20 protein-coding genes and 1 tRNA gene are annotated in these 24,280 nt (G+C 56.1%); 15 read left to right on the top strand and 6 right to left on the bottom strand.

Features of this window, described 5'->3' with window-relative positions; genetic code table 11:
• Positions 1 to 6 precede the first annotated feature (6 nt).
• Both ACDI13_RS08540 and ACDI13_RS08535 read left to right on the top strand, forming a co-directional pair.
• The gene (locus tag ACDI13_RS08540) at positions 7 to 2,115 is read left to right on the top strand and encodes a TonB-dependent receptor (protein ID WP_316988855.1); all 2,109 of its coding nucleotides are present in this window, start codon (positions 7 to 9) and stop codon (positions 2,113 to 2,115) included.
• A gap of 828 nt (positions 2,116 to 2,943) precedes the next feature.
• Positions 2,944 to 3,387, top strand: coding sequence for a helix-turn-helix transcriptional regulator (locus ACDI13_RS08535; RefSeq protein WP_316988338.1), 444 nt, complete (start codon positions 2,944 to 2,946; stop codon positions 3,385 to 3,387).
• A gap of 92 nt (positions 3,388 to 3,479) precedes the next feature.
• Here the strand turns inward: ACDI13_RS08535 and ACDI13_RS08530 are convergent, their stop codons facing one another.
• Both ACDI13_RS08530 and ACDI13_RS08525 read right to left on the bottom strand, forming a co-directional pair.
• Complete coding sequence (locus tag ACDI13_RS08530) at positions 3,480 to 4,436, bottom strand: carbon-nitrogen hydrolase family protein (RefSeq protein WP_316988337.1); 957 nt, start codon at positions 4,434 to 4,436, stop codon at positions 3,480 to 3,482.
• 20 nt (positions 4,437 to 4,456) lie between these two features.
• Positions 4,457 to 5,779, bottom strand: a complete 1,323-nt coding sequence (locus tag ACDI13_RS08525) for an MFS transporter (RefSeq protein ID WP_316988336.1) — start codon at positions 5,777 to 5,779, stop codon at positions 4,457 to 4,459.
• A 103-nt stretch (positions 5,780 to 5,882) separates the two neighbouring features.
• Between ACDI13_RS08525 and ACDI13_RS08520 the strand changes: the two genes are divergently transcribed.
• From ACDI13_RS08520 to ACDI13_RS08490, 7 genes are all read left to right on the top strand, one after another.
• Complete coding sequence (locus ACDI13_RS08520) at positions 5,883 to 6,815, top strand: LysR family transcriptional regulator (protein ID WP_316988335.1); 933 nt, start codon at positions 5,883 to 5,885, stop codon at positions 6,813 to 6,815.
• A gap of 66 nt (positions 6,816 to 6,881) precedes the next feature.
• Positions 6,882 to 7,565 (top strand): response regulator, encoded by a 684-nt coding sequence (locus ACDI13_RS08515; RefSeq protein WP_316988334.1) that lies wholly within the window; start codon positions 6,882 to 6,884, stop codon positions 7,563 to 7,565.
• A gap of 24 nt (positions 7,566 to 7,589) precedes the next feature.
• The gene (locus tag ACDI13_RS08510; RefSeq protein ID WP_316988333.1) at positions 7,590 to 8,996 is read left to right on the top strand and encodes a sensor histidine kinase N-terminal domain-containing protein; all 1,407 of its coding nucleotides are present in this window, start codon (positions 7,590 to 7,592) and stop codon (positions 8,994 to 8,996) included.
• Positions 8,997 to 9,120: 124 nt separating this feature from the next.
• Positions 9,121 to 10,113 (top strand): tripartite tricarboxylate transporter substrate binding protein, encoded by a 993-nt coding sequence (locus ACDI13_RS08505; protein ID WP_316988332.1) that lies wholly within the window; start codon positions 9,121 to 9,123, stop codon positions 10,111 to 10,113.
• A gap of 88 nt (positions 10,114 to 10,201) precedes the next feature.
• A complete protein-coding gene (locus ACDI13_RS08500) occupies positions 10,202 to 10,645 on the top strand; it encodes a tripartite tricarboxylate transporter TctB family protein (RefSeq protein ID WP_316988331.1) in 444 nt (147 codons plus the stop codon).
• Positions 10,642 to 12,165: a tripartite tricarboxylate transporter permease gene (locus ACDI13_RS08495; RefSeq protein WP_316988330.1), complete on the top strand. Its 1,524-nt coding sequence runs from the start codon at positions 10,642 to 10,644 to the stop codon at positions 12,163 to 12,165. Before ACDI13_RS08500 ends, ACDI13_RS08495 begins: the two co-directional genes overlap by 4 nt.
• A gap of 77 nt (positions 12,166 to 12,242) precedes the next feature.
• The gene (locus ACDI13_RS08490; protein ID WP_316988329.1) at positions 12,243 to 13,283 is read left to right on the top strand and encodes an AbrB family transcriptional regulator; all 1,041 of its coding nucleotides are present in this window, start codon (positions 12,243 to 12,245) and stop codon (positions 13,281 to 13,283) included.
• Between the two features lie 84 nt (positions 13,284 to 13,367).
• On the opposite strand, the gene ACDI13_RS08485 is transcribed toward ACDI13_RS08490, so the two are convergent.
• Entirely contained in the window at positions 13,368 to 13,913 is a 546-nt protein-coding gene (locus ACDI13_RS08485; protein ID WP_316988328.1) for a pyridoxamine 5'-phosphate oxidase family protein, read from the bottom strand.
• A gap of 36 nt (positions 13,914 to 13,949) precedes the next feature.
• Entirely contained in the window at positions 13,950 to 14,498 is a 549-nt protein-coding gene (gene sodC, locus ACDI13_RS08480) for a superoxide dismutase [Cu-Zn] SodC (RefSeq protein WP_316988327.1), read from the bottom strand.
• A gap of 187 nt (positions 14,499 to 14,685) precedes the next feature.
• On the opposite strand from sodC, the gene ACDI13_RS08475 reads away from it, so the two are divergent.
• From ACDI13_RS08475 to ACDI13_RS08465, 3 genes are all read left to right on the top strand, one after another.
• A complete protein-coding gene (locus ACDI13_RS08475) occupies positions 14,686 to 15,192 on the top strand; it encodes a sigma-70 family RNA polymerase sigma factor (RefSeq protein WP_316988326.1) in 507 nt (168 codons plus the stop codon).
• A 78-nt stretch (positions 15,193 to 15,270) separates the two neighbouring features.
• The gene (locus ACDI13_RS08470; RefSeq protein WP_316988325.1) at positions 15,271 to 16,257 is read left to right on the top strand and encodes a FecR domain-containing protein; all 987 of its coding nucleotides are present in this window, start codon (positions 15,271 to 15,273) and stop codon (positions 16,255 to 16,257) included.
• A gap of 384 nt (positions 16,258 to 16,641) precedes the next feature.
• Positions 16,642 to 19,050 carry a TonB-dependent siderophore receptor gene (locus ACDI13_RS08465; protein ID WP_316988324.1) on the top strand — a complete coding sequence of 803 codons (2,409 nt, stop codon included), beginning with the start codon at positions 16,642 to 16,644 and terminating at the stop codon, positions 19,048 to 19,050.
• Between the two features lie 69 nt (positions 19,051 to 19,119).
• Here ACDI13_RS08465 and ACDI13_RS08460 read toward each other — a convergent pair whose 3' ends face one another.
• The gene (locus ACDI13_RS08460; protein ID WP_316988323.1) at positions 19,120 to 19,884 is read right to left on the bottom strand and encodes a class I SAM-dependent methyltransferase; all 765 of its coding nucleotides are present in this window, start codon (positions 19,882 to 19,884) and stop codon (positions 19,120 to 19,122) included.
• Positions 19,885 to 20,004: 120 nt separating this feature from the next.
• Between ACDI13_RS08460 and ACDI13_RS08455 the strand changes: the two genes are divergently transcribed.
• Together ACDI13_RS08455 and ACDI13_RS08450 are read left to right on the top strand one after the other, a co-directional pair.
• Positions 20,005 to 20,748 carry a methyltransferase domain-containing protein gene (locus ACDI13_RS08455; RefSeq protein WP_316988322.1) on the top strand — a complete coding sequence of 248 codons (744 nt, stop codon included), beginning with the start codon at positions 20,005 to 20,007 and terminating at the stop codon, positions 20,746 to 20,748.
• A gap of 607 nt (positions 20,749 to 21,355) precedes the next feature.
• Positions 21,356 to 22,456: a diguanylate cyclase gene (locus ACDI13_RS08450; RefSeq protein WP_372373030.1), complete on the top strand. Its 1,101-nt coding sequence runs from the start codon at positions 21,356 to 21,358 to the stop codon at positions 22,454 to 22,456.
• Between the two features lie 160 nt (positions 22,457 to 22,616).
• On the opposite strand, the gene ACDI13_RS08445 is transcribed toward ACDI13_RS08450, so the two are convergent.
• Positions 22,617 to 22,692 (bottom strand) — tRNA-Phe (locus tag ACDI13_RS08445).
• A 297-nt stretch (positions 22,693 to 22,989) separates the two neighbouring features.
• Here ACDI13_RS08445 and hemA point away from each other — a divergent pair.
• Entirely contained in the window at positions 22,990 to 24,264 is a 1,275-nt protein-coding gene (gene hemA / locus ACDI13_RS08440) for a glutamyl-tRNA reductase (protein WP_316988320.1), read from the top strand.
• Positions 24,265 to 24,280 lie beyond the last annotated feature (16 nt).

Genomic DNA, 24,280 nt, shown 5'->3' with positions numbered 1-24,280 from the left:
AATACGATGTCACACGTTCCTGTATTGCGTCGGCTGACGGTCAGCCTGGCGCTGGGAGGGCTGTGGTCGGGCGCCGTCTGGGCCGACCCGTCTACCCCCACCCTGTCTCCCATTGTCATCAAGGCGCCTGTCGGGCAAAGCGTGCTGCAGGCTGACCTGCGACAAGAGAAAGCCCGCCTGGACGCCGTGCCCGGTGGCACCAACTTGATTCAGCCGCAGGAAGAAGTGCGTCTGGTGACCTTGCGCGATGCCCTGGATTATCAACCCGGTCTGGTGGTGCAGGATTTCTTTGGCGGGATTGATCAGCCACGGCTCAATATCCGGGGTTCGGGCATTCAAAGCAATCCGGTCAATCGAGGTGTCTTGCTGCTGCAGGATGGCCTGCCTTTGAACGAGGCGGACGGCTCCTTTGTGATTGGCTTTCTGGAACCGCGCAACAGCTCCTTGATCAGCGTGCGGCGTGGTGCGAATGCCTTGTCCGCCAGTGCGACCACTTTAGGTGGAGAATTGGATTTTCGCTCCATGAACGGTACACAAGGCGATACCATCAGCGTGGAAGGCGGCAGCTTTGGGCGTCTGGGTTTGTATGCGGCCAAGGGGTTTCAGACGGACGAGTTTGATGGGCGCTTGGCAGTCAGCCATGACAAGGCCGATGGCTATCGTCATCATTCGGATTCCGAGCGCACGAATGTGCAGGGCAATATCGGTTTCAAGCGCGGACAGTTCGAGAATCGTACCTACCTGTCCTATGTGGATTTGAAGTTTGATATTCCCAATGTGGTCCCGCGTGAGCGCCTCTACAGCGATCCGCGCAGTGTGATGGGAGACTACGGCACACCGCAGGATAGGGCGGTGAATGTGTATAAGCGTGACCCGAGTCGCAAGGCTACTCAGTTCCGTCTGGCGAATCGCAGCTACTGGGGCACCGAGGATTTCAACCAGACCGTGGGTCTGTATTGGCAGACGGTGGACGATACCTTTACGAATCCGCAGGTGTCTTCGCCCACCAAGGGGCATACCTATGGGGCGCAGTGGCAAGTTGCGGGCCGCGCGGGCTCTCTGGACTATCGCGTGGCTTTGGACTGGGCGCGCAGTGATATGGATCGTGAGCTGTACGCGGTCAACCCGGCCAATGGCAGCCGTGCGCTGTTCTTTGGGGACTATCGTCTGCGGGCTGAAAACCGCAATGCGCTATTGGGTTTGAGCTGGAAGCTTACACCCCAGTGGACGGTGGTGGGGGATGTGAAGTACAGCCAGGCGATTCGTGATGCGCGCAATCGTTTGGGTGGCGATACCTTGAACCAGAAATGGTCCTATGCCAGCCCGAAATTGGGTGTGGTGTGGCAGCCGTCCGAGGATTTACGGGTGTTTGCCAATGTCAGCCGCAGTCATGAAGCGCCTACGTATTGGGAGATCATCAGCGCGCAAGTGCCGCAGCCCATGAATGTGCGCTCGGCAGTGACAGGGCTGACAGAATTGAATGTGCAAAAGGCCACCACCTTTGAGCTGGGTGGAGCCGGGCGTTTGGGCAGTGGCGAGTCGGCGGTGGACTGGTCCTTGGCCGTGTATCGCAGCAATGTGAAAGATGAGCTGATGGCTGTCAGCGATGCGACGGGAACGTCCTCAGTCACCTTCAACTATGGCGATCGTACGCGTCACCAGGGGGTGGAAGCGGGCTTGAGCGGTTCTTTGCCTGCGCCGGCGGCGGGACGCTGGGACTATCGTCTGTCTTACACCTACAGTGATTTCCGTTTCCGTGGCGGCGAGTATGAAGGCAATCGTATTGCCGGGGTGCCCAAGCATTTGCTGGGTGCAGAACTGATGTATCGACGTGGTGGCTGGCGGTTTGGGCCGAACGTGCGCTGGCTGGCTTCGGATACGCCGACCAATCATCAAAATGTGGAAGGCACGCATCAAAATGCCTATGCCATTTGGGGTTTCAAGGTCGCTTATCAGCATGACAAGCATTGGAGTGCTTATCTGATGGCAGATAACATTTTTGATAAGACTTATGCCAGCAGTTATGTGATTCGTCGCTCGGCGTCGGAGGCGATGCCGACTTATCTGGCGGGTAATGGCAGGAGTTTCTTTGGTGGGGTGAAATATAACTTTTGATCGTTTTGATGCCTGCAGGTTGTAGTTGGGGGTTGGAATAAGGACTAAGGCAGAAAGCATCTCAATGAAGACGCCCCTCTGGCCTGCGCCGGGGCCTTGGGGCTTGAGCTCTTGCCGGTGCTGCGCACCGGTCCCCTTGGCCAGAGATCAGGCAGGGCGCACCCAGAACTCACCCGGTACTTGGTCCCCCGTACATGGACGCCCCTGTTTTGCCAAGCACTCACTTCATGTTGGACAGTGGGTCGAGATTGCACCCGTACATTCGGACTTGATTGCCGCGTCAGCGGCGGTCCCTGATGGGTTTTGCTGGTTGGTGCCTCAATCGGACCAGCGCACTGCGTTGTGCCTGGGGGACATCGGGTTTAACCAACCACGGTCTGACCTATCTTGCCATCATGTCGTGCTTGCCTGAGCAATCGGGGGAAGGGTTAATAGTGGTTTTTAAAGGGGAGCTCAGTTCAGCCTGACTATGAGCCGTCAGGCGTATAGTCAGGCTGGAAGGTTCGTTGATTGGCCAGTAACGCCCAGACGATACGNTTGTTGTTGTTGTTGTTGTTGTTGTTGTTGTTGTTGTTGTTGTTGTTGTTGTTGTTGTTGTTGTTGTTGTTGTTGTTGTTGTTGTTGATATGCGCAGTGCTGTGTTTTGGACGAGTGCCTCTGAACGTGTTCAGAGGCATTTTTTATGGTCTGTGCAGGCGTGTTGCTTGATCAGGATAAGCCAATAGGGTGGGCTGGGGACAGTTTCAGAATTATCTGACAGAACAGGGTGGAACGGCTCGGTAAGTTCATGGTTCACCGTCACCTCTTACATCCCTAGGTCTGTCAGCCATGATGAATACATACTTGTTGAGCACTGAAGATATTGATCCCCGTACGCTACCTGAGCAGGCCATGCTGTATACCCATCTGTTGACACGGGATGCCATGCATGACGAGTGCGTGCGCAAGCTGATGGCCGCGCCGCGTTTTGTGCGCTCGGAAAGGGGTATCCCCTACGCAGTACTTAAGGATATGCACAAGCATCGCTGGACGCTTATTCGTGCCTGGCGGGAATATCTGGAGATCAAGCGTGAGCGTTTGGCCTCTCGATTAGGTATGAGTACGGCGGAGTACGAGGTGCTGGAAAAAGGCTTGGTGCCGCTCAGTCTGGCGATGTTGGCGCAACTGGCTCAAGGAATGGGTTTGGATGAGGCACAGTTGCAGATTGCTGCCCCAGAGGCCGTTTTGCGGTCACGCGTTTTGCAAGAAGGGCGGTCGGTCTCGAGCCTTTAGCAATGACTGCTGGATTGGCTGCCTGGGCTGATGGAACAAAGGCAGCCTGCCCAGGTGCGGCGCTTCGGGCAGGCTGTGTCTGAAAAAGTATCCTAGTCTTGCGGGCAAGAGTCTTCGGTTTGCAGTTTCACTACCTGTTTGGCACGGGTGTCGACATGCAGTGAGAAGATGTCAGGACGCGAGTAGTGGCCGTAAACATCAAAGTCCAGATTGGCTTGTTTGAGCAGATCCATATCTAGATCGGCATACAGTTCGGTTTCTTCGTCGAACACCGGACCGGCCAGCACGTCGCCGGTAGGGCTGACGATCATGCTGCCACCACGCATCACGTAGCTGTCTGGAGCAAATTCGCCGGGCAGGGCAAACTCTTTCTGGAAGGACTCGGGGTAGTCGTTCAGGCGGATGGCCTGGCAAGCGGACAGTACAAATACGCGACCTTCAACGGCGATGTGAATCATGGACGAGGCCCAGGTAGGGCGGTCGTCTGCCGTGGGGGCGCAGTATAGTTCGGTGCCTTGAGCGTACATGGTCTGACGCAGGGCTGGCATGTAGTTTTCCCAGCAGATCACGTTACCGATACGGCCCATAGGGGTGTTGACGGTGCCCAGGGTGGAGCCATCGCCAAAGCCCCATACCAGACGTTCCTGACCGGTCGGCATCAGTTTGCGGTGGATGCCCACCACACCTTTGCCGGGAGCCAGCGTCAGTGCGGTGCAATACAAGGTGCGGCCCATTTTTTCGATCACACCCATCACGGTGTAGACACCAGTTTGAGTAACGGCATCGGCCAGGGCTTCCAGTTCGGGGCCTCCCAGAATGACAGCACCTTCCACATACATCTGGTACAGGGCACGGCCCTCGGGGCGGCGGTTGCCGATCACGCTGCCAAAGCTGATGCCTTTGGGATAACCACCCAGAAAGGCTTCAGGAAAGACCGCCAGGGTGGCGCCGTTGGCCGATACCCGCTGCAAGATGGCAGCGGCTTTTTCGACACTGCTGGCAGAGTCAAACGGGATGGACGCCGCTTGTATAACAGCAACTTTGCTCATAACGAGCTCTCCTTTAAAAATCAGCCTGCGGACAAGTCCACGTTTTTGGTTTCAGGCAGGCGGGTATACAGGATCAGGAAACACAGCAGGGATACGGCAGCCAGGTACCAGGCGGGTACGTTAGGGTTGCCGGTGTACTGGATCAGGGCAGCAGCAATGAAGGGGCCAGGGCCGGCCAGCAGTGCTGACGAGACGTTGTGACCCAAGGCCGCGCCAGTGGAGCGGATCGAGGCTGGGAATACCTCCACCAGCAGTACCACGTTCATGACGGCAGAAATGGCGACTAGAAAAGCCAGGATAGTCAGGCTCAGCAGGATCAGAGCCGGTTTGCCGGTGTTCATCATGAGAAAAACGGGGTAAGCCATGATGGTCAGGCCGGCGGCGGCGAACAAGGCCAGTTTGCGACGACCGTAGTGGTCCGAGAAACGGCCCACCAGCGGGTGCAAAATGCAATACACCACCAACGCGGCGCTGCACAGCCACAGAGCGTTTGTCTTGTTCATGCCCAGAATGGAAACCAGGTGGTTATTGGCGTAGGTGATGAAGTAGTACAGCGACACCAGAAACAGCGCGGAGAATGCAAAGGACAGCACAAAGGCGTTGAACTTGTCCTTGGGCGAGACGCGCGCCAGGGTGTTGTTGGCTTTCTTTTCCTGCAGCTCGTGGTAGACCGGGGTGTCGTTCAGTTTGCGGCGGATAAATACGGCAATGAAGGTCATCACGATGGACAGCACGAAAGGCACACGCCAGCCCCAGTTGTAGACCTGGGCTTCGGTCAAGGTTGTGTTGATGGCGGCCGCCGTGGCGGTTCCTGTCAGAAAAGCAATGCCGGCTGTAAAGGTCACCACGCTGGCGGCGCTGGCGCGACGGTTGGCGGGGGCGCTTTCCACCAGAAAAATACCGGCAGCCGACCATTCACCGCCTACCATCATCCCTTGTAGAAAGCGCAGAATGACCAACAGGGTGGGAGCGGCAATGCCGATGGTGGCATAGCCGGGTAGCAGGCCGATCAAGGTGGTAAAGACACCCATGCCAAAGACAGTAATCATCAGCACGGTCTTGCGACCAAAGCGGTCGCCAATGGGCCCCAGAATCAGGGCGCCAAAGGGGCGCGAGACAAAGCCCACTGCAAACACGGCCAAGGACGACAAGAGGGAAACGCCCGTGGCGTCAGATGGGAAGTAAATGCTGCCGATAACGGCGGCAAAGTAGCCGTAAATTGCGAAATCAAACCATTCCATAAAGTTGCCGATACCGACGGCAACAACTTGTTTTCGACTCAGGGTCGGCTGGCCTGGGGGGGCCGCATTGGCGTGTGAAGGGGCGATGGTGGCAGTGCCCATAGAGGTCTCCTCAAGCGGGGAAGGTAAATACCTGACCCTTATTGTGGTTGTGGTTAATTTTTAGTCTAATCAAGCTAAATAATCATTCAAACTAATTAGAAAAATGGCTTTCATTAATATTGCTAATATCAGGCGCGTGGATTTGAACCTGCTGCTGGTGTTTCAATGCTTGATGAACGAGCGCAGCGTCACCAAAGCCGCCAATGCCTTGTTTCTGACCCAGGGGGCGGTTAGTGCGTCCTTGCGCAAGTTGCGGGTGGTGTTCAATGACGAGTTATTTACGCGTGGATCGCACGGAATGACGCCGACGCATCGCGCCTTGGAGATTGCCCCGCAGATATCGGAAGCCTTGAAAAGCATCTCGGCGCTGGTTACCTCTGATCAAGAATTCGATCCACGCCGCTCCAGTCGGGTTTTTCGTATCGCCTTGTCTGATGATCTGGAAAATATGCTGGCCAAACGCATGATTCGCATGGCCGATGAGCAAGGCTGGACGATCGGTTTTTCTTTCTATCAAACCAATAGCTATGTGTGGCCGCAAAGCATGCAAGAGCACGGGGCGGATCTGGCGATCTGCTCCAGCCCCAAATTGCTAAGCACCATGCACAAGTCCCAAGTGCTGTTTCCGGCCTCGTATATCTGCATATACGATAAGGAGTCTATCCAGTTTTCGGCACCTATCAGCAAGCCGGAGTATCTGCATGCGCATCATGGACGTGTGTCTTTTGATGGTTTGCGGGGGTTTGTTGATGAGCTATTTGATGCCGAGCGTCTGCAGCGCAAGGTCAAGGCCTCGTTCACTCACTTTTCCGGTGCGATCAACGCAATCATTGGCAGCCCTTTGGTGCTGACCATGCCTGATTATGCCGCCCGCTCTTTTGCCGAGTGCAATAGCCGTCTGGCCGTATCCCCGGTGCCCTTGCGTGTCCCGTCGTTTGTGGTGTCCATGATTTGGGATATCAATAAAGAACACGATGAAGAAAGTCGCTGGCTACGTCGGTTTGTGCTGGAGCTGACCGAGCCGGTTAGCGCGTAAAGCGCGGTTGACAAGCTCCGGCGGCGTACTATTGCTCCTGTTCTGTTTTCTTTTCTACCATCCGCCATGCGAATTTTATTGATTGAAGACGAGCCTGATTTGGCCCTGTGGCTGACCCGCAGCCTGCAAAAGAAAGGGTTTTCGGTTGAGTGGTCCAACGACGGGATGGTGGCCTATCACCGTTTGCAGATCGAGGAGTTTGATGCGCTGGTTCTGGACCTGGGCCTGCCGGGTATGGATGGGCGCGCCTTGCTGGCACGTTTGCGCTCGGAGGATGACCGCACTCCCGTGTTGATTTTGACAGCGCGTGATTCCTTGCAGGAGCGGGTAGAGGCGCTGGAGTGCGGAGCAGATGATTTCCTGCCCAAGCCGTTTCGTATCGAAGAGCTGGTGGCCCGCCTCAACGCCTTGATTCGTCGTAGCCGTGGCAAGGACAAGCCTCGCATGGCATGTGCCAGCCTGGTCTATGACTTGTCCACGCAGCGTTTTACGCTGGACGGTGTGCTGTTGTCCGTGTCGCCGCGCGAGGCCGAGGTATTGCGTATTCTGGTGCAGCGTAGTGGCGAGCCCGTGAACAAGCAGTTCATTTTGGACCGGCTTAACGAAAAAGATGAAGACGAAATCAATATCGAGGCCATCGAAGTGCTGGTACATCGTTTGCGCAAGAAGCTGCAGGCCTCGGATGTTCACATCATTACCTTGCGCGGCGTAGGCTATTGCCTGGAGCCGGTCAGCGAAGAGGAACCGTAAGTCCATGCCTTTGCAGGAGCCGCTATGGCCTTGAGCAGTCTGCGTCGCACCTTGTTGGTCATGCTGATTCCGGCGGCTTTGCTGACATCGGCCGTGTCCCTGTTCATTTCCAGCATGACGCTGAAGGATCAGGTGAATGCGGCGTTCGATCGGGCCCTGGCGGGGGCGTTGAAATCCATGTCAGCCAATGTGCTGACCATTAGCGGTGGACTGGCCATGGAGCAGTCCTACTACATGATGGAGTTCATGGAATACACCATCAGCAGTCAGGTGTATTTCCGGGTGGCCACCGAAGATGGTTTGTCGGAAATTGGTTATACCGGTATGCCGTTGCCGCGGGGCAGGCTGGTGAGTAATCAGCCTGTTTTTTATGACGCCCACTATTTGGGAGAGCCTTTGCGTATTGCGGCGGTGGCGCTGGAGTCAGGGGGACGGCTGCAGACGTATCAGGATAGTCGGGTCTTGATCCAGGCTGGCGAGAACGTAAGCGAGCGCGACGAGTTCATCCGTAAAGTCATTGTGCAGAACCTGATTCAGGATGTGGCGGTTCTCAGCCTGTTTACGGTGCTGATTTTGGTGGGAACCTTGCTGGCTTTGCGCCCTTTGCGCAAGTTAAGCGCAGAGGTACGGTATCGTTCTCCCGATAATCTGGAGCCCATCAGCGAGGCCAGTCTGCCCCGAGAAGTGCGTCCTTTGGTGCAGACCATTAATTTGCACATGGATCGCTATGCGCGTAAATCACGCGAGCAGCAGCAATTTCTGGATGATGCGTCCCATCAGTTGAAAACGCCGTTGGCCGTCTTGCTGACTCAGGTGGATTTTGCCTTGACCGTGGCCAAGACAGATGAAATGAAAGAGGTGCTGGAGGCGATTCAGTCGCGTTTGAATAATACGGCCCAGATGACGCATCAAATGGTGGCCCTGTCGCGGGTGCGCGATGCGGCTGATCAGTTGCGCAGCCGTGCTGCTTTGGGAACGGTGGATCTGTGTCAGCAGGCCGGGCAGGTGGTTGACGAGTTGTGGGGCCTGGCCCGATCGCGTCGTCAGGATCTGGGACTGGATGTCCCTTCAAAACCGGTGCGAGTGGCGGGAGAGGCTTGGCTGTTGCAGCAGGCCTTGAGCAATATCGTCAGCAATGCCATCAAGTACTGTCCACGGGCCGCTCGCATTACTGTGTCTGTCTGGCAAGAGGGCGGAATGTGTTATCTGCAAGTGGAGGATGACGGCCCGGGCATGAGTGCAGACGATATGGCCAAGGCGGGCCATCGCTTCCGGCGGGGAGAGGCTGGCAAGGCCTTGCAAGGCTCGGGGTTGGGCCTGGCAATTGTGCAGGCTATTGCTCAAATTCATGGTGCTCGCATGAGCTTGCAGCCTGGACCGCAGCAGCGCGGCCTGATCGTGCGTTTGGCGTTTGAGGCGCTCAAACAGTGATCTTTTAATCTAGGGTATACCCTTGAGATTGGCGGTTTTTGGGGTAATTGAAAGCTAGGCGAAAGCTTCGCTCCGGTAAGGTCGCAACCATTACAACGACGACGATCATCCAGGAGGCGATCCAATGACTATTCACACGAAACTACGGGTGCTGTTTGCGAGCAGCATTCTGGGTCTGAGCAGCTTGAGCGGTGTCCATGCCCAGCAACCTTCCAAACCTGAATGTATTGCTCCGGCCCAACCCGGTGGCGGCTTTGATTTGACCTGCCGTGTGGCCGTCAATGGTTTTCTGGAAACCAAGCTGCTGGAAAATGCCATGCGTACCGTGTATATGCCTGGAGGTGTGGGAGCGGTCGCGTATAACCACATCGTGGCGCAGCGTCCGGGTGATGGCAATGCGATTGCGGCCTTCTCCGGTGGCTCTTTGCTCAATCTGGCGCAGGGCAAGTTTGGCAAATATTCGGTGGATGATGTGCGCTGGCTGGCGTCGATAGGCAGTGATTACGGTGTTGCTATCGTACGTAATGATTCACCCTACCAGGATCTGAAGTCCTTGATGGAGGCATTCAAGGCTGATCCGAGCAAGATCGTGTTGGGGGCCGGTGGGTCCGTTGGTGGTCAGGACTGGATGAAAGCGGCCTTGACGGCGCGTGCGGCTGATGTGGATTTCCGAAAAATGCGTTTTGTCGCGTTTGAAGGGGGTGGCGAAGCCATGACGGCGTTGCGCGGTGGTCACGTTCAGGCCTATATGGGTGATGCTGCTGAGGCACATACGATGCTGGAAGGTGGGGCCCCTATCCGCGTATTGGCCGTGTTCAATGATAAGCGACTGGACGGCGCCCTGGCGGATATTCCTACCGCCAAAGAGCAGGGTTTTGATATTGAATGGCCGATTATCCGTGGTTTTTACATGGGGCCCGAAGTCTCTGACGAACAATATCAGTGGTGGGTTCAAGTCTTTGATCGTCTGATGAAGACCCCTGAATTTGCTCACTTGCAAACACAGCAGGGTTTGTTCTCGTTCAATATGACCGGTTCCGAGCTGGACGCGTATGTAAAACAGCGAGTGGTTCAGTATCGGGACTTGGCTGATTCTTTTGGCCTGATCAAGAAGTAAATCTTTACGGTGTTCCCCAGCTTTTTTGAATCGGGAACACCGCCTTTGTGCCCCGCCGTGCATGGCGGGTGAATCCGGAGATTCCATCATGACGCTAAATGATCGCGTGCTAGGCGTGGGCGCGTTGGTGCTTGCCGCCTTGATCACCGCCTTTGGCTACGACCTAGAGCCCCCCTTTTCCTATGAGCCGGTTGGGCCCAAAGCCTTTCCCTTGCTGCTGGCATTGATTATTGCCTTGTGCGGTTTGCGCTTGATGATCAAGGGTGGTGGGCAAGTGGCTGCCAATCCACCCGGTGCCAACGGCCGCATTTTGATGATGGTGGCGTATTTGGCGGCTTATGCCTGGCTCTTTCAATGGTTGGGCTTCATTGTCGCCACCACGATTATGGCGGCACTGGTTGGGCGCCTGTTTGGCGGCTCCTGGAGGCAGGCCCTTATGGGCGGGCTGGTGATGGGCGTAGGCCTGTTCTTGTTGTTTGACCTGGGCCTGGATGTCGTTCTGCCATCCGGCATCCTGGGAGAGTGGTTATGAGCTCTATTCTTGAATATTTAAGTGTCGGCTTTGGTGTCGCCTTCTCCGCCCAGAACCTGCTGGTGGCCGCTATTGGTGCTTTTATTGGCACCATTGTGGGGGTTTTGCCGGGGCTGGGGCCTATCAACGGCGTCGCCATGCTGGTGCCGATTGCGTTTGCCATGAAATTGCCGCCCGAATCTGCCTTGATTTTACTGGCGGCCGTGTATGTGGGGGCAGAATACGGTGGGCGCATTACCTCCATCTTGATCAATGTGCCGGGCGAAGCGGCCGCTGTCATGACGACATTGGATGGCTATCCGTTGGCACGTAAAGGCATGGCCAGCGTGGCCTTGTCCTTGTCTGCTTTTGCTTCTTTTATCGGTTCCACCATCGCTATTTGCGGGATTGTGCTGCTGGCTCCCCTATTGGCGGGTTGGGCGGTTGCCTTCGGCCCTGCCGAGTACTTTGTGCTGATGGTCTTTGCCTTCTGTGCCTTGACGAGTTTGTTGGGCGATGAACCCGTTAAAGGTATCCTGGCAGCCATGGTGGGTTTGTTCATCTCGACGATTGGGGTGGATGCGAATTCCGGGGTGTATCGATACAGTTTTGACATTCCGAACCTGGCAGACGGTATTGATTTTGTGGTTGTTGTGATCGGTTTGTTTGCGGTGGCCGAGATGTTGCAGATGCTGGAGAATCTGCTGGGTGGGGTGTCAATTGAAGTGCCTAAAAGCAAGCGTAAGCTCTTTAATTTTCAAGAGTTGGGTATGACCTGGTGGAGCACCATACGCGGTGGTGTGATGGGCTTCTTTATCGGTATCTTGCCCGGTGCCGGGGCCAGTGTGGCTTCAGCGGTAACCTATGCTAACGAGAAAAAATACATCGAAGGCAAAGACCCCAATGCCATGTTTGGACAGGGCGATCTGCGAGGCCTGGCTGCGCCCGAAGCGGCCAATAACAGTGCGGCAACCGGTTCCTTTATTCCCATGTTGACGTTGGGTGTGCCCGGCTCGGGGACGACAGCGGTCATGATGGGCGCTCTGACGCTGTACAACATCACGCCGGGGCCAGTGCTGTTTGAGTCGCAGCCACAGATTGTCTGGGGCTTGATTGCCTCCTTGATGGTGGCCAACGTCATGTTGTTCTTGATGAACGTGCCTATGGTGCGGGTGTTTGCCGCTATGCTGGCTATTCCGCCACGCTTGTTGGTGCCGGGTATTCTGGCGATCAGCTATATCGGTGTTTATGCCATCAATGGCACGACGTTTGATCTGCAACTGGTCGTTGGTATCGGTGTCCTGGGTTATTTTCTGCGCAAGATGAATGTGCCGATGGCGCCCATGGTGCTGGGCGTGGTTCTGGGCAATATGATGGAGCAGAATTTGCGTCGTGCGCTCTCGATTACGAATGGCGAAATCGGCATTCTGTTCGAGAGCACTATTTCAATTGCCTTATGGATCGCTGCTGTTCTAGTGAGCGTAGGTCCGATCGTGTTGCGTCATCTTGCCGCCCGCAAGCAAGGGCACGACAAGCCATAAGGAAGTGACCCCCACTTGTCTGGTGGGGGATTTTGAGAGGAAGCGCCAGGCTGCGGCCTGGCCTTGTCGTGTTTGTTATGGCTAACTGGTTTCGAATTGTTCTGGGTTTTGGCGTGGCCTTGTTAGGTGCGCTGGCAGCTACTTGGCTGAGCATGCCTTTGCCCTGGATGCTGGGTGCCCTGATCTTGACAGCGGCCACCAAAATGGCCGGCAGTCCCGGTGCGTGCATGCCGCTGGCGCGGAATGCAGGGCAGTGGGTGATTGGGGCATCCCTGGGGCTGTACTTCACCCCTGCCATGGTGCACCTGATTGGCAGCAATGCCGTGTTCATTGTGATGGGTATGGTGTTTGCGCTGGTCTTGTGCTGTATCGGCACTTTCATGTTGACCCGCTTTGCCGGTACGGACCTGCGTACGGCCTGGTTTGCCAGCGCGGTAGGCGGTGCCAGCGAGATGACCGGGCTGGCAGAACGCTACGGCGCACGTCCGGATCTGGTCGCCTCTGCACATGGCCTGCGGGTGTTGATGGTGGTGGTGATTATTCCCTTCGCATTCGAGGCTCTGGGCTTTTCGGGTGAACAGCTTGGGGCTGTGCTGAGACCCGACTTTTTGAACCTGCCCGGTCTGGCTCTGTTGGTGTTATTGAGCAGTGCTGCAGGGTTGGCCTTTCAAGTGTTCCGTCTGCCCAATCCCTGGGTGTTGGGGCCTTTGCTGGTGGTGGCCATCCTGACGTATAAGGATATTATTTTGTCGGGCTTGCCGGTAGAGATTTCCAACCTGGGGCAGTTGTGTATCGGCTGGGCCTTGGGCGACAAGTTCGGCCCGGATTTCTTCCGTCGGGCGCCCCGTTATCTCGGTGTTGCCGCCGTCAGCACTGTCATCAACCTGGCCTTGGCCTTTGGCTTTGCCTATGGCTTGTATCGATTGTCTGATATTCCTTACCCCACGCTGGTGCTGGGTGTCAGTCCCGGAGGGATTGCGGAGATGGCCATCACCGCCAAAGTCCTGCAGTTGGGTGCGCCCATGGTGACCTCATTCCAAGTTGCCCGCATGGTGTGTGTGCTGGTGCTGACCGGACCTTTGTATACGCGTATTGCCCGGTTTCTGGAAGGTCGTTGATCAAGGCGGCAACTCCTGCGTACCAGAGCGCCAGCAAAAGCCCGGCGCAAGGCCGGGCGTCAGGTTTTAGTCACGCAGCAGGGGCTATATGTAGCGATCTGGTTTGGAGGCAGGGCTGATTTTGCCGTGCTCCCCCAGTTCTGTCAGTTGCTCGCCCGTCAGGGTTGCCTTGAGCATCTTGCCTGCCTGAGCCAGTTTGCCTTCGCGCACGCTCCAGTACTCGGCACTGTCTATCTGTACGCAGACCAGAGCAACATCCGCATCGGTGATGCCTTCTTCAAACCAGGCCTCGACCAGCGTGTTCCAGAATCGCTCCTTTTGATTCATGGAGTCCACAACGCTGGCCATGCCCGAGACCGACACATAGGTGTCAGTCTTGGGGTTGGCATAGCTGACGTTGACATGCGGGTTGGCGATCAGATTGTGGACCACCTGGCTGGACCTGGCCATGAAGAACCAGAGCTTGTCGTGCTCAAAGTCCTCCTGTTCCGAACTCATTTTGGCCTGTTGCGTGGTCATGGGCCAGGCATGAAGCTGGCCGCCTTGTGCGTGGGTGACGAACATCGCAAAGCGAATGTCCTTGATCATCTCTTGCAGTTGTTCAAAGGAAGATTCAATCGTTTCGTTCATGGCATCTCCTTGAAAAAGTTAAAGGGATGAAGGCGCCTACTTGATCACTCCGCAGGCAAAGCGTCCGGCACCGCCGCCCAGTGGTGCAGGGTGGTCGGAGTGGTTGTCACCGCCTTCGTGGATCATCAGGGCTCGGCCCTTGATCTGATCCAGTGACTTCAGGCGCGGGGCCAGAACGGGGGTGCTGGCGCTGCCGTCAGCCTGGACATACAGGGCGGGCAAATCACCCAGGTGGCCATTGCCCCATGGGAAACCGTGCTTGCCGGTCTTGTTGGGATCCAGATGGCCGCCAGCCGCCCCAGCAGGCGTTACCTTGCCGTCTTTCTCGCTGGGGGCGCAGCTGGGGTTCTCATGCACATGGAAACCATGCACACCGGGTTTGAGGTTCTTCAGATCTGGCGTGAAGACCAAACCGTGTTCCGTCTGCCGAACGCTGATTTGGCCGATTTGCTCGCCAGCACCACTTTCGGTAGCCAGATTCATGGGAATAATGACGTCCGCCAGTGAAGGGGCCGACAAGGCAAGGGTGGCGCTGACGGTGGCCAAGGTCATTGCGCATCGTGCTTTGAAGGAAGAAAAACGCATAAGGCTGATTCCTTTACTGGATAAACAAGAGTTAGGACAGCCTAGCATTGCGAGCACGAGATGCCGTTAAGAGACGTTTCTCTTTGTCAGTAAGAGGCGGATTCATACCGCAGGGACTTTTCTATATCTAAATGAGAATTATTGTTAATATGCTCGCTTCATTCGACATTCGTCTCTTGCATTTGCCATGTCCCGCCGACCTTCGCCCAAGAAAGGCTGGCTCGCTCATTACAGCGGGCTGATCGGCTCGTGGGCGAAGCGCAGTTCTTTGCCGCAGGACGCGGAAGATGCCGCGCAGGACTCCATTGAAGGCTTGTTGCGCGGTGAACATGCTGCGGCACTGAATCAAAAAGCCTATCTGTATCGCAGTGCGCAAAACCAATTGATCAGTGAAATCCGCCGCCAGTCGCGCCATGAGGTGGTGCCCTTGCACGATTTGCGCGAGGAGGAGCATCCGGTAGACCCTGGCCCGGAAAGTGATCTGCGCATGGAGCAGCTTAGCCAGGCGTTGCGGGAGGCTTTGCAGGAGCTGCCCTTGAAGTGCCAGCAAGTGTTTTTGTGGAACAAAATAGAGGGCTATACGCAAAAGGAAATTGCAGAGAAGCTGGATCTGACGCCCAGCTCGGTGGAAAAATACATGAAGCGGGCATTACGGCATCTTCAGAAAAAGTTACAAAACTATGCCCCTCATTGATTCCGGATTTCCTTATGCATAAACGTCTTATCAGTGAAGGGCACGGTTTTTTGCCCTGTGTCCCTGGCGACGCGAGCCATGCCTAAAAACGACAAGCCCACCCCCTCTCATCTGCCCCAAGAGCAAGCGCTGGACTGGTTTTCCAGAGAGCAGCTCGGTGAGCTGACGCCGCAGGAACAGCGTGAGCGGGATGCGTGGTTGGCGCAGGATCCGGCTAATGAGCGGGAGTACCGTTCCTTGCAGCAGGTCTGGCAGGTGGCGGATCATCTGCCCATGGACGAGATGCGGGAGATCATGAATCGTCCGGCGCAAGAGGTGCCCAACTTTGCGCGGCGGCGCTGGGTGATGGGTACAGGGGCGACGTTTGCCGCGGTGGCTGCCGGGGCCTGGTTCAGTCGTTCGATGTGGGCCGAGACACCAGTGTTTACCCAGCGCCTGTTGACGGCACGCGGCGAGCGCAAGCAGTTTGAATTGCCGGATGGTTCGCGTCTGGATTTGAATACGGACACGGAAGTGAACATCGCGTTTTACGCGTCGCGCCGTAGCGTGGAGTTGCTGCGGGGCGAGGCCCTGCTTGCCGTACAGTCCGACAAGAATCGACCCTTCTCCGTAGACGCGGGTCAAGCGCAGGTGCTGGTTACCGGCACGCAGTTCAATGTGCGTCGAGAGGCTGAAGGTGTCACCGTGGCGGTGCGCGAGGGATCGGTGCAGCTTTCTACCGGTCCGTGGTGGCGCAGGGACCGGGCGATGTTATTGGCCGGGCAAGTATCCGGCGCGGTAAACAACAAGGTGACGCCTTTGGAGCAGGAGCGTGTGGAAGCGATTACGGCCTGGCAAGAGGGGCGCATCGTGTTCCGCGATGTGCCTTTGACGACGTTGGCAGAAGAGCTGAGCCGCTATCTGGATCACCCTTTGCGGGTGGCAGACTCACAGATCGCCAAGCTGCGCATATCGGGCACATTGAGTATTGAGGAGCCAGCAGCGGCGCTGGATATCCTGCCGGATATTGCGCCAGTCCTGGTGGCGCGACAGGCGGATGGTAGCGCTTTGCTGATGGCGCCTTAAAGTTTCGGTTCGTTTTATGCTTGACTGCAAGCCACAAGCCACAAGCCACAAGCCACAAGCCACAAGCCACAAGCCACAAGCCACAAGCCACAAGCCACAAGCCACAAGCCACAAGCCACAAGCCACGAACCGTGAAGTGCGGACAGTGAACAGCGATTCGAAGACGAATCATGTTGTGCTGTCGAGTCCTGTCGCCAAGCAAATCATGCATCATTGATGATACATTTTGTATCAAAAAGAGCAGTGAGAATCATTCCGGAAAATTTTTCGCTACGGCGTCTTACTTATGGGGGCCTGCTTTCCAGACCGGAAGCAGACTAGCCCATAGCCTTGGCCAAGGGTGTCTGCGCACCGTGCGCGTACTTATTTTTTGGAACTCTGTTCATGCTGGACACGCAAGCTATACCCTCCGCCGCCGCGCGTCGGGGTACGACATCGATTGGTCTTAACGCCCTCGCTCTTTCTCTTTTTCTGGCTATTGGTCTGCATGCACCCCACGCTTGGGCGCAGGAAACGCCGGTGGCGATCAGCATTGCCGCGCAACCCTTGGAGGCCGCGCTGGAAAAACTGGGAGCACAGGCCGGCTTGCAGATTTTCTATCTGCCTGAGGCGGTTAAGGGGATGACGGCTCCCTCTGTGTCCGGCAGTTTGACGGCGGATCAAGCCTTAAGCCGCTTGCTGGCAGGTACAGGCCTGGAGTTCCGGCGTAAGGGCAAGAACGTGTCCCTGACCCGCCCGGTTCAAGGCGAGGCGACTCAGCTGGCTCCGGTTCGTGTGGTGGGGCGTGATCTGTCTACTGAAGGCTCGGGCTCCTATGCCGTGCAGGCGACTACGGCAGCAACAGGTTTGCGCCTGTCACCACGCGAGACCCCGCAGTCCGTCAGTGTGATCACACGCCAGCAGATGGAAGACATGAATCTGACCACACTGGGTGAGAGTTTCAAGACCGTGACGGGGATTGCGACTTCCATGTCGGATATTGACCGTACCGACATCCATTCGCGTGGTTTCTATGTCGACACTTACCAATACGATGGGGTGTCCATTGCCACGCAGAACGACTTTTTCGGGACGTCCAACTTTGATCCCATTCTGTACGACCGCATCGAGATTGTGCGTGGTGCGACTGGTTTGATGACGGGGGCGGGTAATCCAGGCGCCTCGGTGAATATCGTGCGCAAACGCGCGACCAGTGATGTGTTTACCGGCACCGCTTCTGTTGGCATAGGGTCCTGGGACCAGCATCGAGGCACGATTGATCTATCCACGCCCTTGAACAAGGACGGTACAGTGCGTGCTCGCGTGGCAGGGATGATGGAGGAGCGCGACTCGTATATCGACCGTTATCACACGCGTAATCGTGCCTGGTTGGCAACCGCGGAAGCGGATCTGACGGCAGACACCACTGTGCGGGTGGGGGTGGAGCACCAGGCCAAGCGTCCGACAGGGGTGACCTGGGGCGGTCTGCCTACCTTGGATAACAAGGGCGGGGATCTGGATTGGCGTCGCTCGTTCAGTGTTGGAGCAGATTGGACGCGCTGGGATACGACCAGCAATACCTTCTACGCGGGCATCGACCATCGCTTTTCCAATGGCTGGTCCTTGAAAGCCAATGTCAGCCGTCTGGAAAGCGAGTACGACTCCAAGCTGGTGTATTTGATGGGCCACCCTGATCCAGTCACCGGCCTGGGCATGACTTCCTTGCTGAATAACTCGCATCAGGAGTTCGATCAGAACAGCGCGTCGTTGGAACTGAGCGGGCCATTTGAGGCCTTTGGGCAGGAGCACGAGGCATTGGTGGGGGTAATGGGCAGCAAGTCCAACTACCGCTACGGCAATCATGCTCCACAAGGCAATACGCCAGTAGGCAATGTCTTTGAATGGGACGGCTCCTATCCCGAGCCGGTATGGGGGAGTTTCCAGCTGCTGGGTGAGCAGGAAACGCGCCAGAATGCGGTCTATGGTGCTCTGCGCTTGTCCTTGAGCGATTCCCTGAAGCTGATCGTGGGTGGCCGACAAACCAACTGGAAGCGCGAGTCCGGCGATGACACCATGAACCATCACGTATTCACGCCTTACGCTGGTCTGCTGTACGACTTCACCGAGAACGTCACGGCCTATCTCAGCTACACCGATATCTTCCAGCCACAGACCTATCGTGACGCCAGTGGTGGCTATCTGGACCCGGTGCAGGGCAAGAGCTACGAGCTGGGCCTGAAGTCCGAACACTTTGACGGCAAGCTCAACACGTCGCTGGCACTGTTTCGCATCGAGCAGGACAATGTGGCCGAAAAAGACGGCGACAGGACGGTACCCGGTTCTAGCGATTTTGCTTATCGCGGGGCCAAGGGCGTGACCAGCGAGGGCTTCGAGCTGCAGGCTTCAGGTGAAATCCAGCCAGGCTGGCAGGTGTCCGCAGGTTTTTCCCGTAATCTGGTGCGTAATGCCGAAGGCGGTCCCTTCAAAACCTCTGAACCGCAGAATCTGGCTAATCTGCAGACCTCCTATCTTGTGCCGGGCACTGAAGGCAAGCTGACGATAGGTGGCGGTGTGCAATGGCGCAGTCATGTTTATGTGGATAGAACCGTGGCGCCAAACCTTAGCGCCCGACGCGAGCAAGGCTCCGTGTTGCTGGCCAACGTGATGGCGCATTACCGTTTCTCGCCCAGCTTGTCGGCGCAGTTGAATGTGAACAATTTGTTCGACAAGAAGTATGTGGATCTGACGGAGGATTCCCAGGGCTTTTATGGTGCGCCCCAGAAAATCATGCTGACGATGAAGTACCAGTTCTAAAACAAAAGCCCTGCTTGGGTGCCAGGGCTTGATATGGGTATCGGTGTTGTGAAGCAGGGGCCTGCGGGATCAGGCCTCTTCGTCCACCTCTTCTACGGACAGCAGTTCCTGATGGTCGAAGTACAGGTTGGAGCTGATGACGGGGGAGGCCGCATTGGCCTGTGCGCTGAGTTCCAGACAATCGCCGGACAGGTACAGGTCCGTCAGCAGGGCGGGCTTGCCGTTCATCCAGATTTTCCCGCTGACATCCTGATAACGCTGCTTGAGCTGCAAGCGGTAGTCTGTTCCGTCCAGGCCTTCCCACTCCCATTCGCCTGCCACCTGCGCCGGCACAATCCATTTGTAGATTTTGATGCCGCCCACATGCAGGATTTCATCGGCTTCCCAATCGCCCATATCAAAGGCGTGCGACACAATCCGCGCACCGGGTCGCAGCTCCTGCAACAGGCGCGGGCGCAGGATGGCATTGATGGTGTCCATCAAGTACAAGGTCACGATGGTGGCCTGGCTGAAGTCTGCGGTAAACAGATCCTCTTCCACAAAGTCCACCAGATACTCCACGCCTGCATGGCCTGCTTGCTCCATGGCGTCGGCAACACGCAGCGGGTCCAGCTCTACGCCTATGCTGGTGCAGCGGTATTTTTTGGCGGCGGCGATGACAATGCGTCCATCGCCACAACCCAGGTCATACAGGATGTCCTTGCGCCCGGTCCGGGCCAGTTGCAGCATGGTGTCGATGACGCGGTCGTCACTGGGGACGAAGGGGACGTCCAGAAAGATGTCAGGTTCCACGATGGAATGGTCGTTGAGGTCGTTAATCAGGTCTTTGAACAATAGCGGTCCTTATCAGCGGCGTTAAGCGGAAATTCGTTTAAATTCGGCTATCTATAGTTTAAACAACAGCAAAATACGCCAAAATTAGCTTTTTGTGTGAATATGGACGATCATCAGTCTATGTCAGACTTATATGGCTCGACCTCATCCACGCCCGCCAAGTTAAAAACCCGTCTCCAGCATATACGAATCTCGCCTACAGAATCGTTACGTATTCGTTCCTTGGCCGATCACATGCAATATGCCGACCCGTTGGGACACGCCCAGTCTCTGGGAATAGGCCCGGCTGTCTGGCCTTTGTTTGGTCTTGTGTGGCCATCCAGCATTCAACTGGCGCGCAAACTGAAAAACCGCCCCATTCGGGCGGATGAAAGCATTCTGGAGTTGGGCTGCGGCTTGGGCCTGACCAGTCTGGTGATGCATAAACGGGGTGCGCAAATTCACGCCAGCGATTGCCACCCCATGGTGCCGCATTTTCTGAAGCTGAATCAGGCTTTGAATGGCTTGTCCGATCTGCCCTATGTTCATGCGCAGTGGGGGGAGGAATCCTGCCCTGCTTTGCTGGCGTCCCTGGGACTGAAGCCTGCCCGGCAACGCTACGACCTGATCGTGGGCAGCGACTTGCTGTATGAAGGTAATACGCCTGCCCAATTGGCCCAGTTGGTGGACCAGCGTGCGAAGAAGCAGGCCGAGGTCTGGGTGGTAGACCCGGACCGTGGGTATCGCAATAAATTTACTCAGGAAATGGGACGCTACGGCTTTGAGCTGGTGCGGCAAGTGTGTTTACGCGACCGGCCTATCTTCATGCCCGAAGGCAAGGAGTTGTCTTACAAGGGGCGCTGTTTGCAGTATCAACGAGGTTGAATCATTGGCCGGCGGTGGATTGTTGACGTGGATTGTCAGTGGAATCTAAATGTTCCAGATGGTCTTACGTAAAATGGTGTTGATACCCATCATCGTTCTGCCGTTGTTCTCAATGAGAAAAATCCCGCGCTTTAGACGAATGTTCGCACGACGCTGGTCAGTTAATTTGCGAAGTCTTATCTTGTGGTTGTGCCTGTCTTTCGTCCTTTTGGTTTTGTTCAGCAGCTTGCATGCCGCCTATCGGGTGCAACAGGGGCTTTTGCTCGAGCAAAGTGTACGAGTCAATCAGGCTTATGCGGAAAGGTTGGCACACGCCAGTGACGATTTTCTTCGGTCATCGGCTGCGGTGCTGAAAAGTGCTGCTTTGGATATCACGGCAGGGCAACTTGATGCAGCCGTTATACGGGAAGAGTTCAGGCAAGTGATGGAGGTCACCAAGGCGTTCGATGCGCTTGTCTTGGTTGATGTGTCAGGCTCCGTGTTGGCAGCCAGCCCAAACTCTGCTTTGTTGGATGTGACATTGCCCTTGTGGCCGGAGCGGTTCCAGGGCAAGGCTTGGTCAGAGCCGATGGTTACAGGAGCATTTCAGGCGGGAGAGGGGCGATGGATGACAATGGTTGCCACTCCGGTTTTCGCACCGAATGGGGCCTACGCGGGCTTTATGGGTGGAGGGATGTACTTGCAAAGCCGCAGTGCATTGCAGGAGTCGCTGGATAAATTGAGCTATGAGGAAGGAACTTATTTTCGCATCGTCGATGGCTCGCAGGCCATTATTTATCATCCGGAGCAAAGTCAGATAGGGTCCAGAGCCCTGGACGTGGTAGCGGTGATCGAGCAGTCACTGATTAACAGCAGGCAAGCATCGCCTGAGCCGGATGTGGTCAAACGGGATCAGGAACTGGTCAGTGTGGCAGCGATTCCGACCGCTGGTTGGGTTGTTATTGCGCAGCGTCCCACAGAGCGAGTGCTCGCCAATACGGGTGAGCTGCTGTTGCGTACATTTTTGCTTTCCTTGCCAGTCTTTGCTGTGAGCCTGCTGGCAATTTGGTACTTCTCCGGGCTGATTGCCAATCCGTTGCGCCAGTTGGCAATTGCGGCTGCCAATCTGGATAATCACGCTGATTTTCGACGTATTCGGTTTGTTAGGGGGTGGTATGTGGAGGCCGCTCTGATTCGACAGGGCTTGATGCACAGCTTTTCTGCGATAGGTAGTCGGATTCGCAAGCTGTATCAGCAGGGGGCAACCGATCCCCTGACAGGGACGATGAATCGGCGCGGTCTGGATGCTGCCCTGGAGGAAATGACAGAGGCTGAGCAATCCGTAGCGGTGGTGATGATTGATATTGATCATTTCAAAACGGTCAATGATCGGTTCGGTCATGCGGCTGGGGATGAGGTGCTTAAGGCGATTGCAGAGTTGATCATGGCTCAGGTACGTCGGGAAGACGTTGTGGCTCGCCTGGGAGGCGAAGAGTTTGTGCTTGTGTTGCCAGAGGTGGGTCTTGACGCGGCGGGCGAGTTTGCAGAGCGTTTGCGCCTTGCGGTAGCGAATACCGCCTTTGAGGCAGTGGAGAGCGTGACCGTGTCTTTGGGCGTGGCCTGCTACCCAGCGCATGGCAATGATCTTTACGAAACCCTGGCTCTGGCTGATGCGGCCTTGTACCGGGCCAAGGCGGATGGCCGCAATCGCGTCCATCTGGCCGAGTAAAGGACTGCTTGGCACCTCACCAAGTCTACGGGCCTTATTGAAGGTGCGATCAGCCGTACCTGGTCAGTGCCCATTCCTCGTTGATGGGATAGGGCTTCCCGATGTGGCCATAGAAAGCAAAAAGCCCAGTCGTTTGACTGGGCTTTTTGTGTGAATTCTTTGGTGGCCTGGGGCGGAATCGAACCACCGACACAAGGATTTTCAATCCTCTGCTCTACCGACTGAGCTACCAGGCCAACGTGTACTGCTCGGTAAAAATAGAACTATACCACGGTTTTTGATTTGTGCGCATAGTACAACAAAAATTTTATGCATCTTTTCGACTTCAAATTTGTCGTATCCCTAGGGGGAGGCCCTTTTCAGGGAAAAGAAGGCTGCACAAAGGAGGGCAATTGTAATCACAAAACGGCAATTCAAGTAACATTTTTGGCAAAACGGCGGCTTGCGGCGTAAAATCACTTAAATTTCATGCGTTTTGCGTCCGCAAAAACTGCCTGTCTTGGTCTTTTTCAAGGCTATAGCCTGTACTGCTCATGTCTGTAGATGTTCTAACCTTCGGTCTGAATCATGTGTCCGCGCCGGTCGCCGTGCGCGAGCGCGTAACGTTTCCGATCGATGTGTTAAAGCCTGCGCTTGATACCTTGCGTGCCACTTTTGGCACCGGTGTCCGTGAAGCAGCCATCCTGTCTACCTGTAATCGCACCGAGATTTACTGTGCGGCCGAGCCTCATGTTGCAGAACGTTTGCCCGAATGGATGGCAGACTTCAACAGCCTGCGCTCTGCCGAGTTGACCCCTCATTTGTATCGCTACAACCAGAACGAGGCCGTGCGCCATGCGTTCCGTGTTGCCAGCGGTTTGGACTCCATGGTCTTGGGAGAGCCCCAGATTCTGGGGCAGATGAAAGATGCCGTGCGTGCCGCCAACGAAGCCGGTTCGCTAGGCACTTTGCTACATCAATTGTTCCAGCGCACCTTCTCGGTGGCCAAGGAAGTCCGTACGCAAACCGCGATTGGCGCCCATTCGGTGTCCATGGCGGCGGCGGCAGTTCGTTTGGCCGAGCGTGTGTTTGGTGATCTTGGTCAGGCCAAGGTGCTGTTTATTGGGGCTGGCGAAATGATCGAGTTGTGCGCTACGCACTTTGCCGCAGTGAACCCCTGTAGCATCGTGGTCGCCAACCGTACTCAGGAACGTGCTGAAAACCTGGCGTCTCGCTTTATGGGCAGCACCATGAAGCTGGCGGATGTACCCGAGCGTCTGGCGGACTTTGATGTGGTGGTGTCCTGTACGGCCAGCACTTTGCCCATTTTGGGTTTGGGTATGGTGGAGCGTGCAGTACGTTCACGCCGTCACCGCCCTGTGGTCATGGTCGATCTGGCCGTGCCACGCGACATTGAAACCGAAGTGGGCCGTCTGGACGATGTGTACCTGTACACCGTCGATGATCTGGGCCGCTTTGTGCAACGGGGTGCCGATGCACGTCAGGCCGCCGTGGTTCAGGCCGAAGCCATTATCGACACCCAGGTGCAGCACTATATGCACTGGCTTGGCACTCGTGCGATTGTGCCCGCTATTTTAAATGTGCAGCAATCGGTCGAAAAAGTACGCCAGCACGAACTGGAGCGTGCGCGTCGCATGCTGGCTCGTGGTGGTGATCCGGCAGAGGTCATTGAAATGCTGGCACATGGCCTGACTCAAAAGTATATGCATGGCCCCATGGCCGAATTGACGCGCAGCGAAGGTGCAGAGCGTGCGCAACTGCTGGATCTTTTGCCTCGCCTGTTACCCTCGACTACCCGTCGGCGTTAGCGTCTGAACTGCTGTC

The sequence above is a fragment of the Alcaligenes faecalis genome (assembly GCF_041521385.1).
Taxonomy (GTDB): Bacteria; Pseudomonadota; Gammaproteobacteria; order Burkholderiales; family Burkholderiaceae_B; genus Alcaligenes; species Alcaligenes faecalis_E.
The sequence above is the reverse complement of the archived record's forward strand: the minus strand, read 5'-3'. Positions and strand labels throughout refer to the sequence as shown.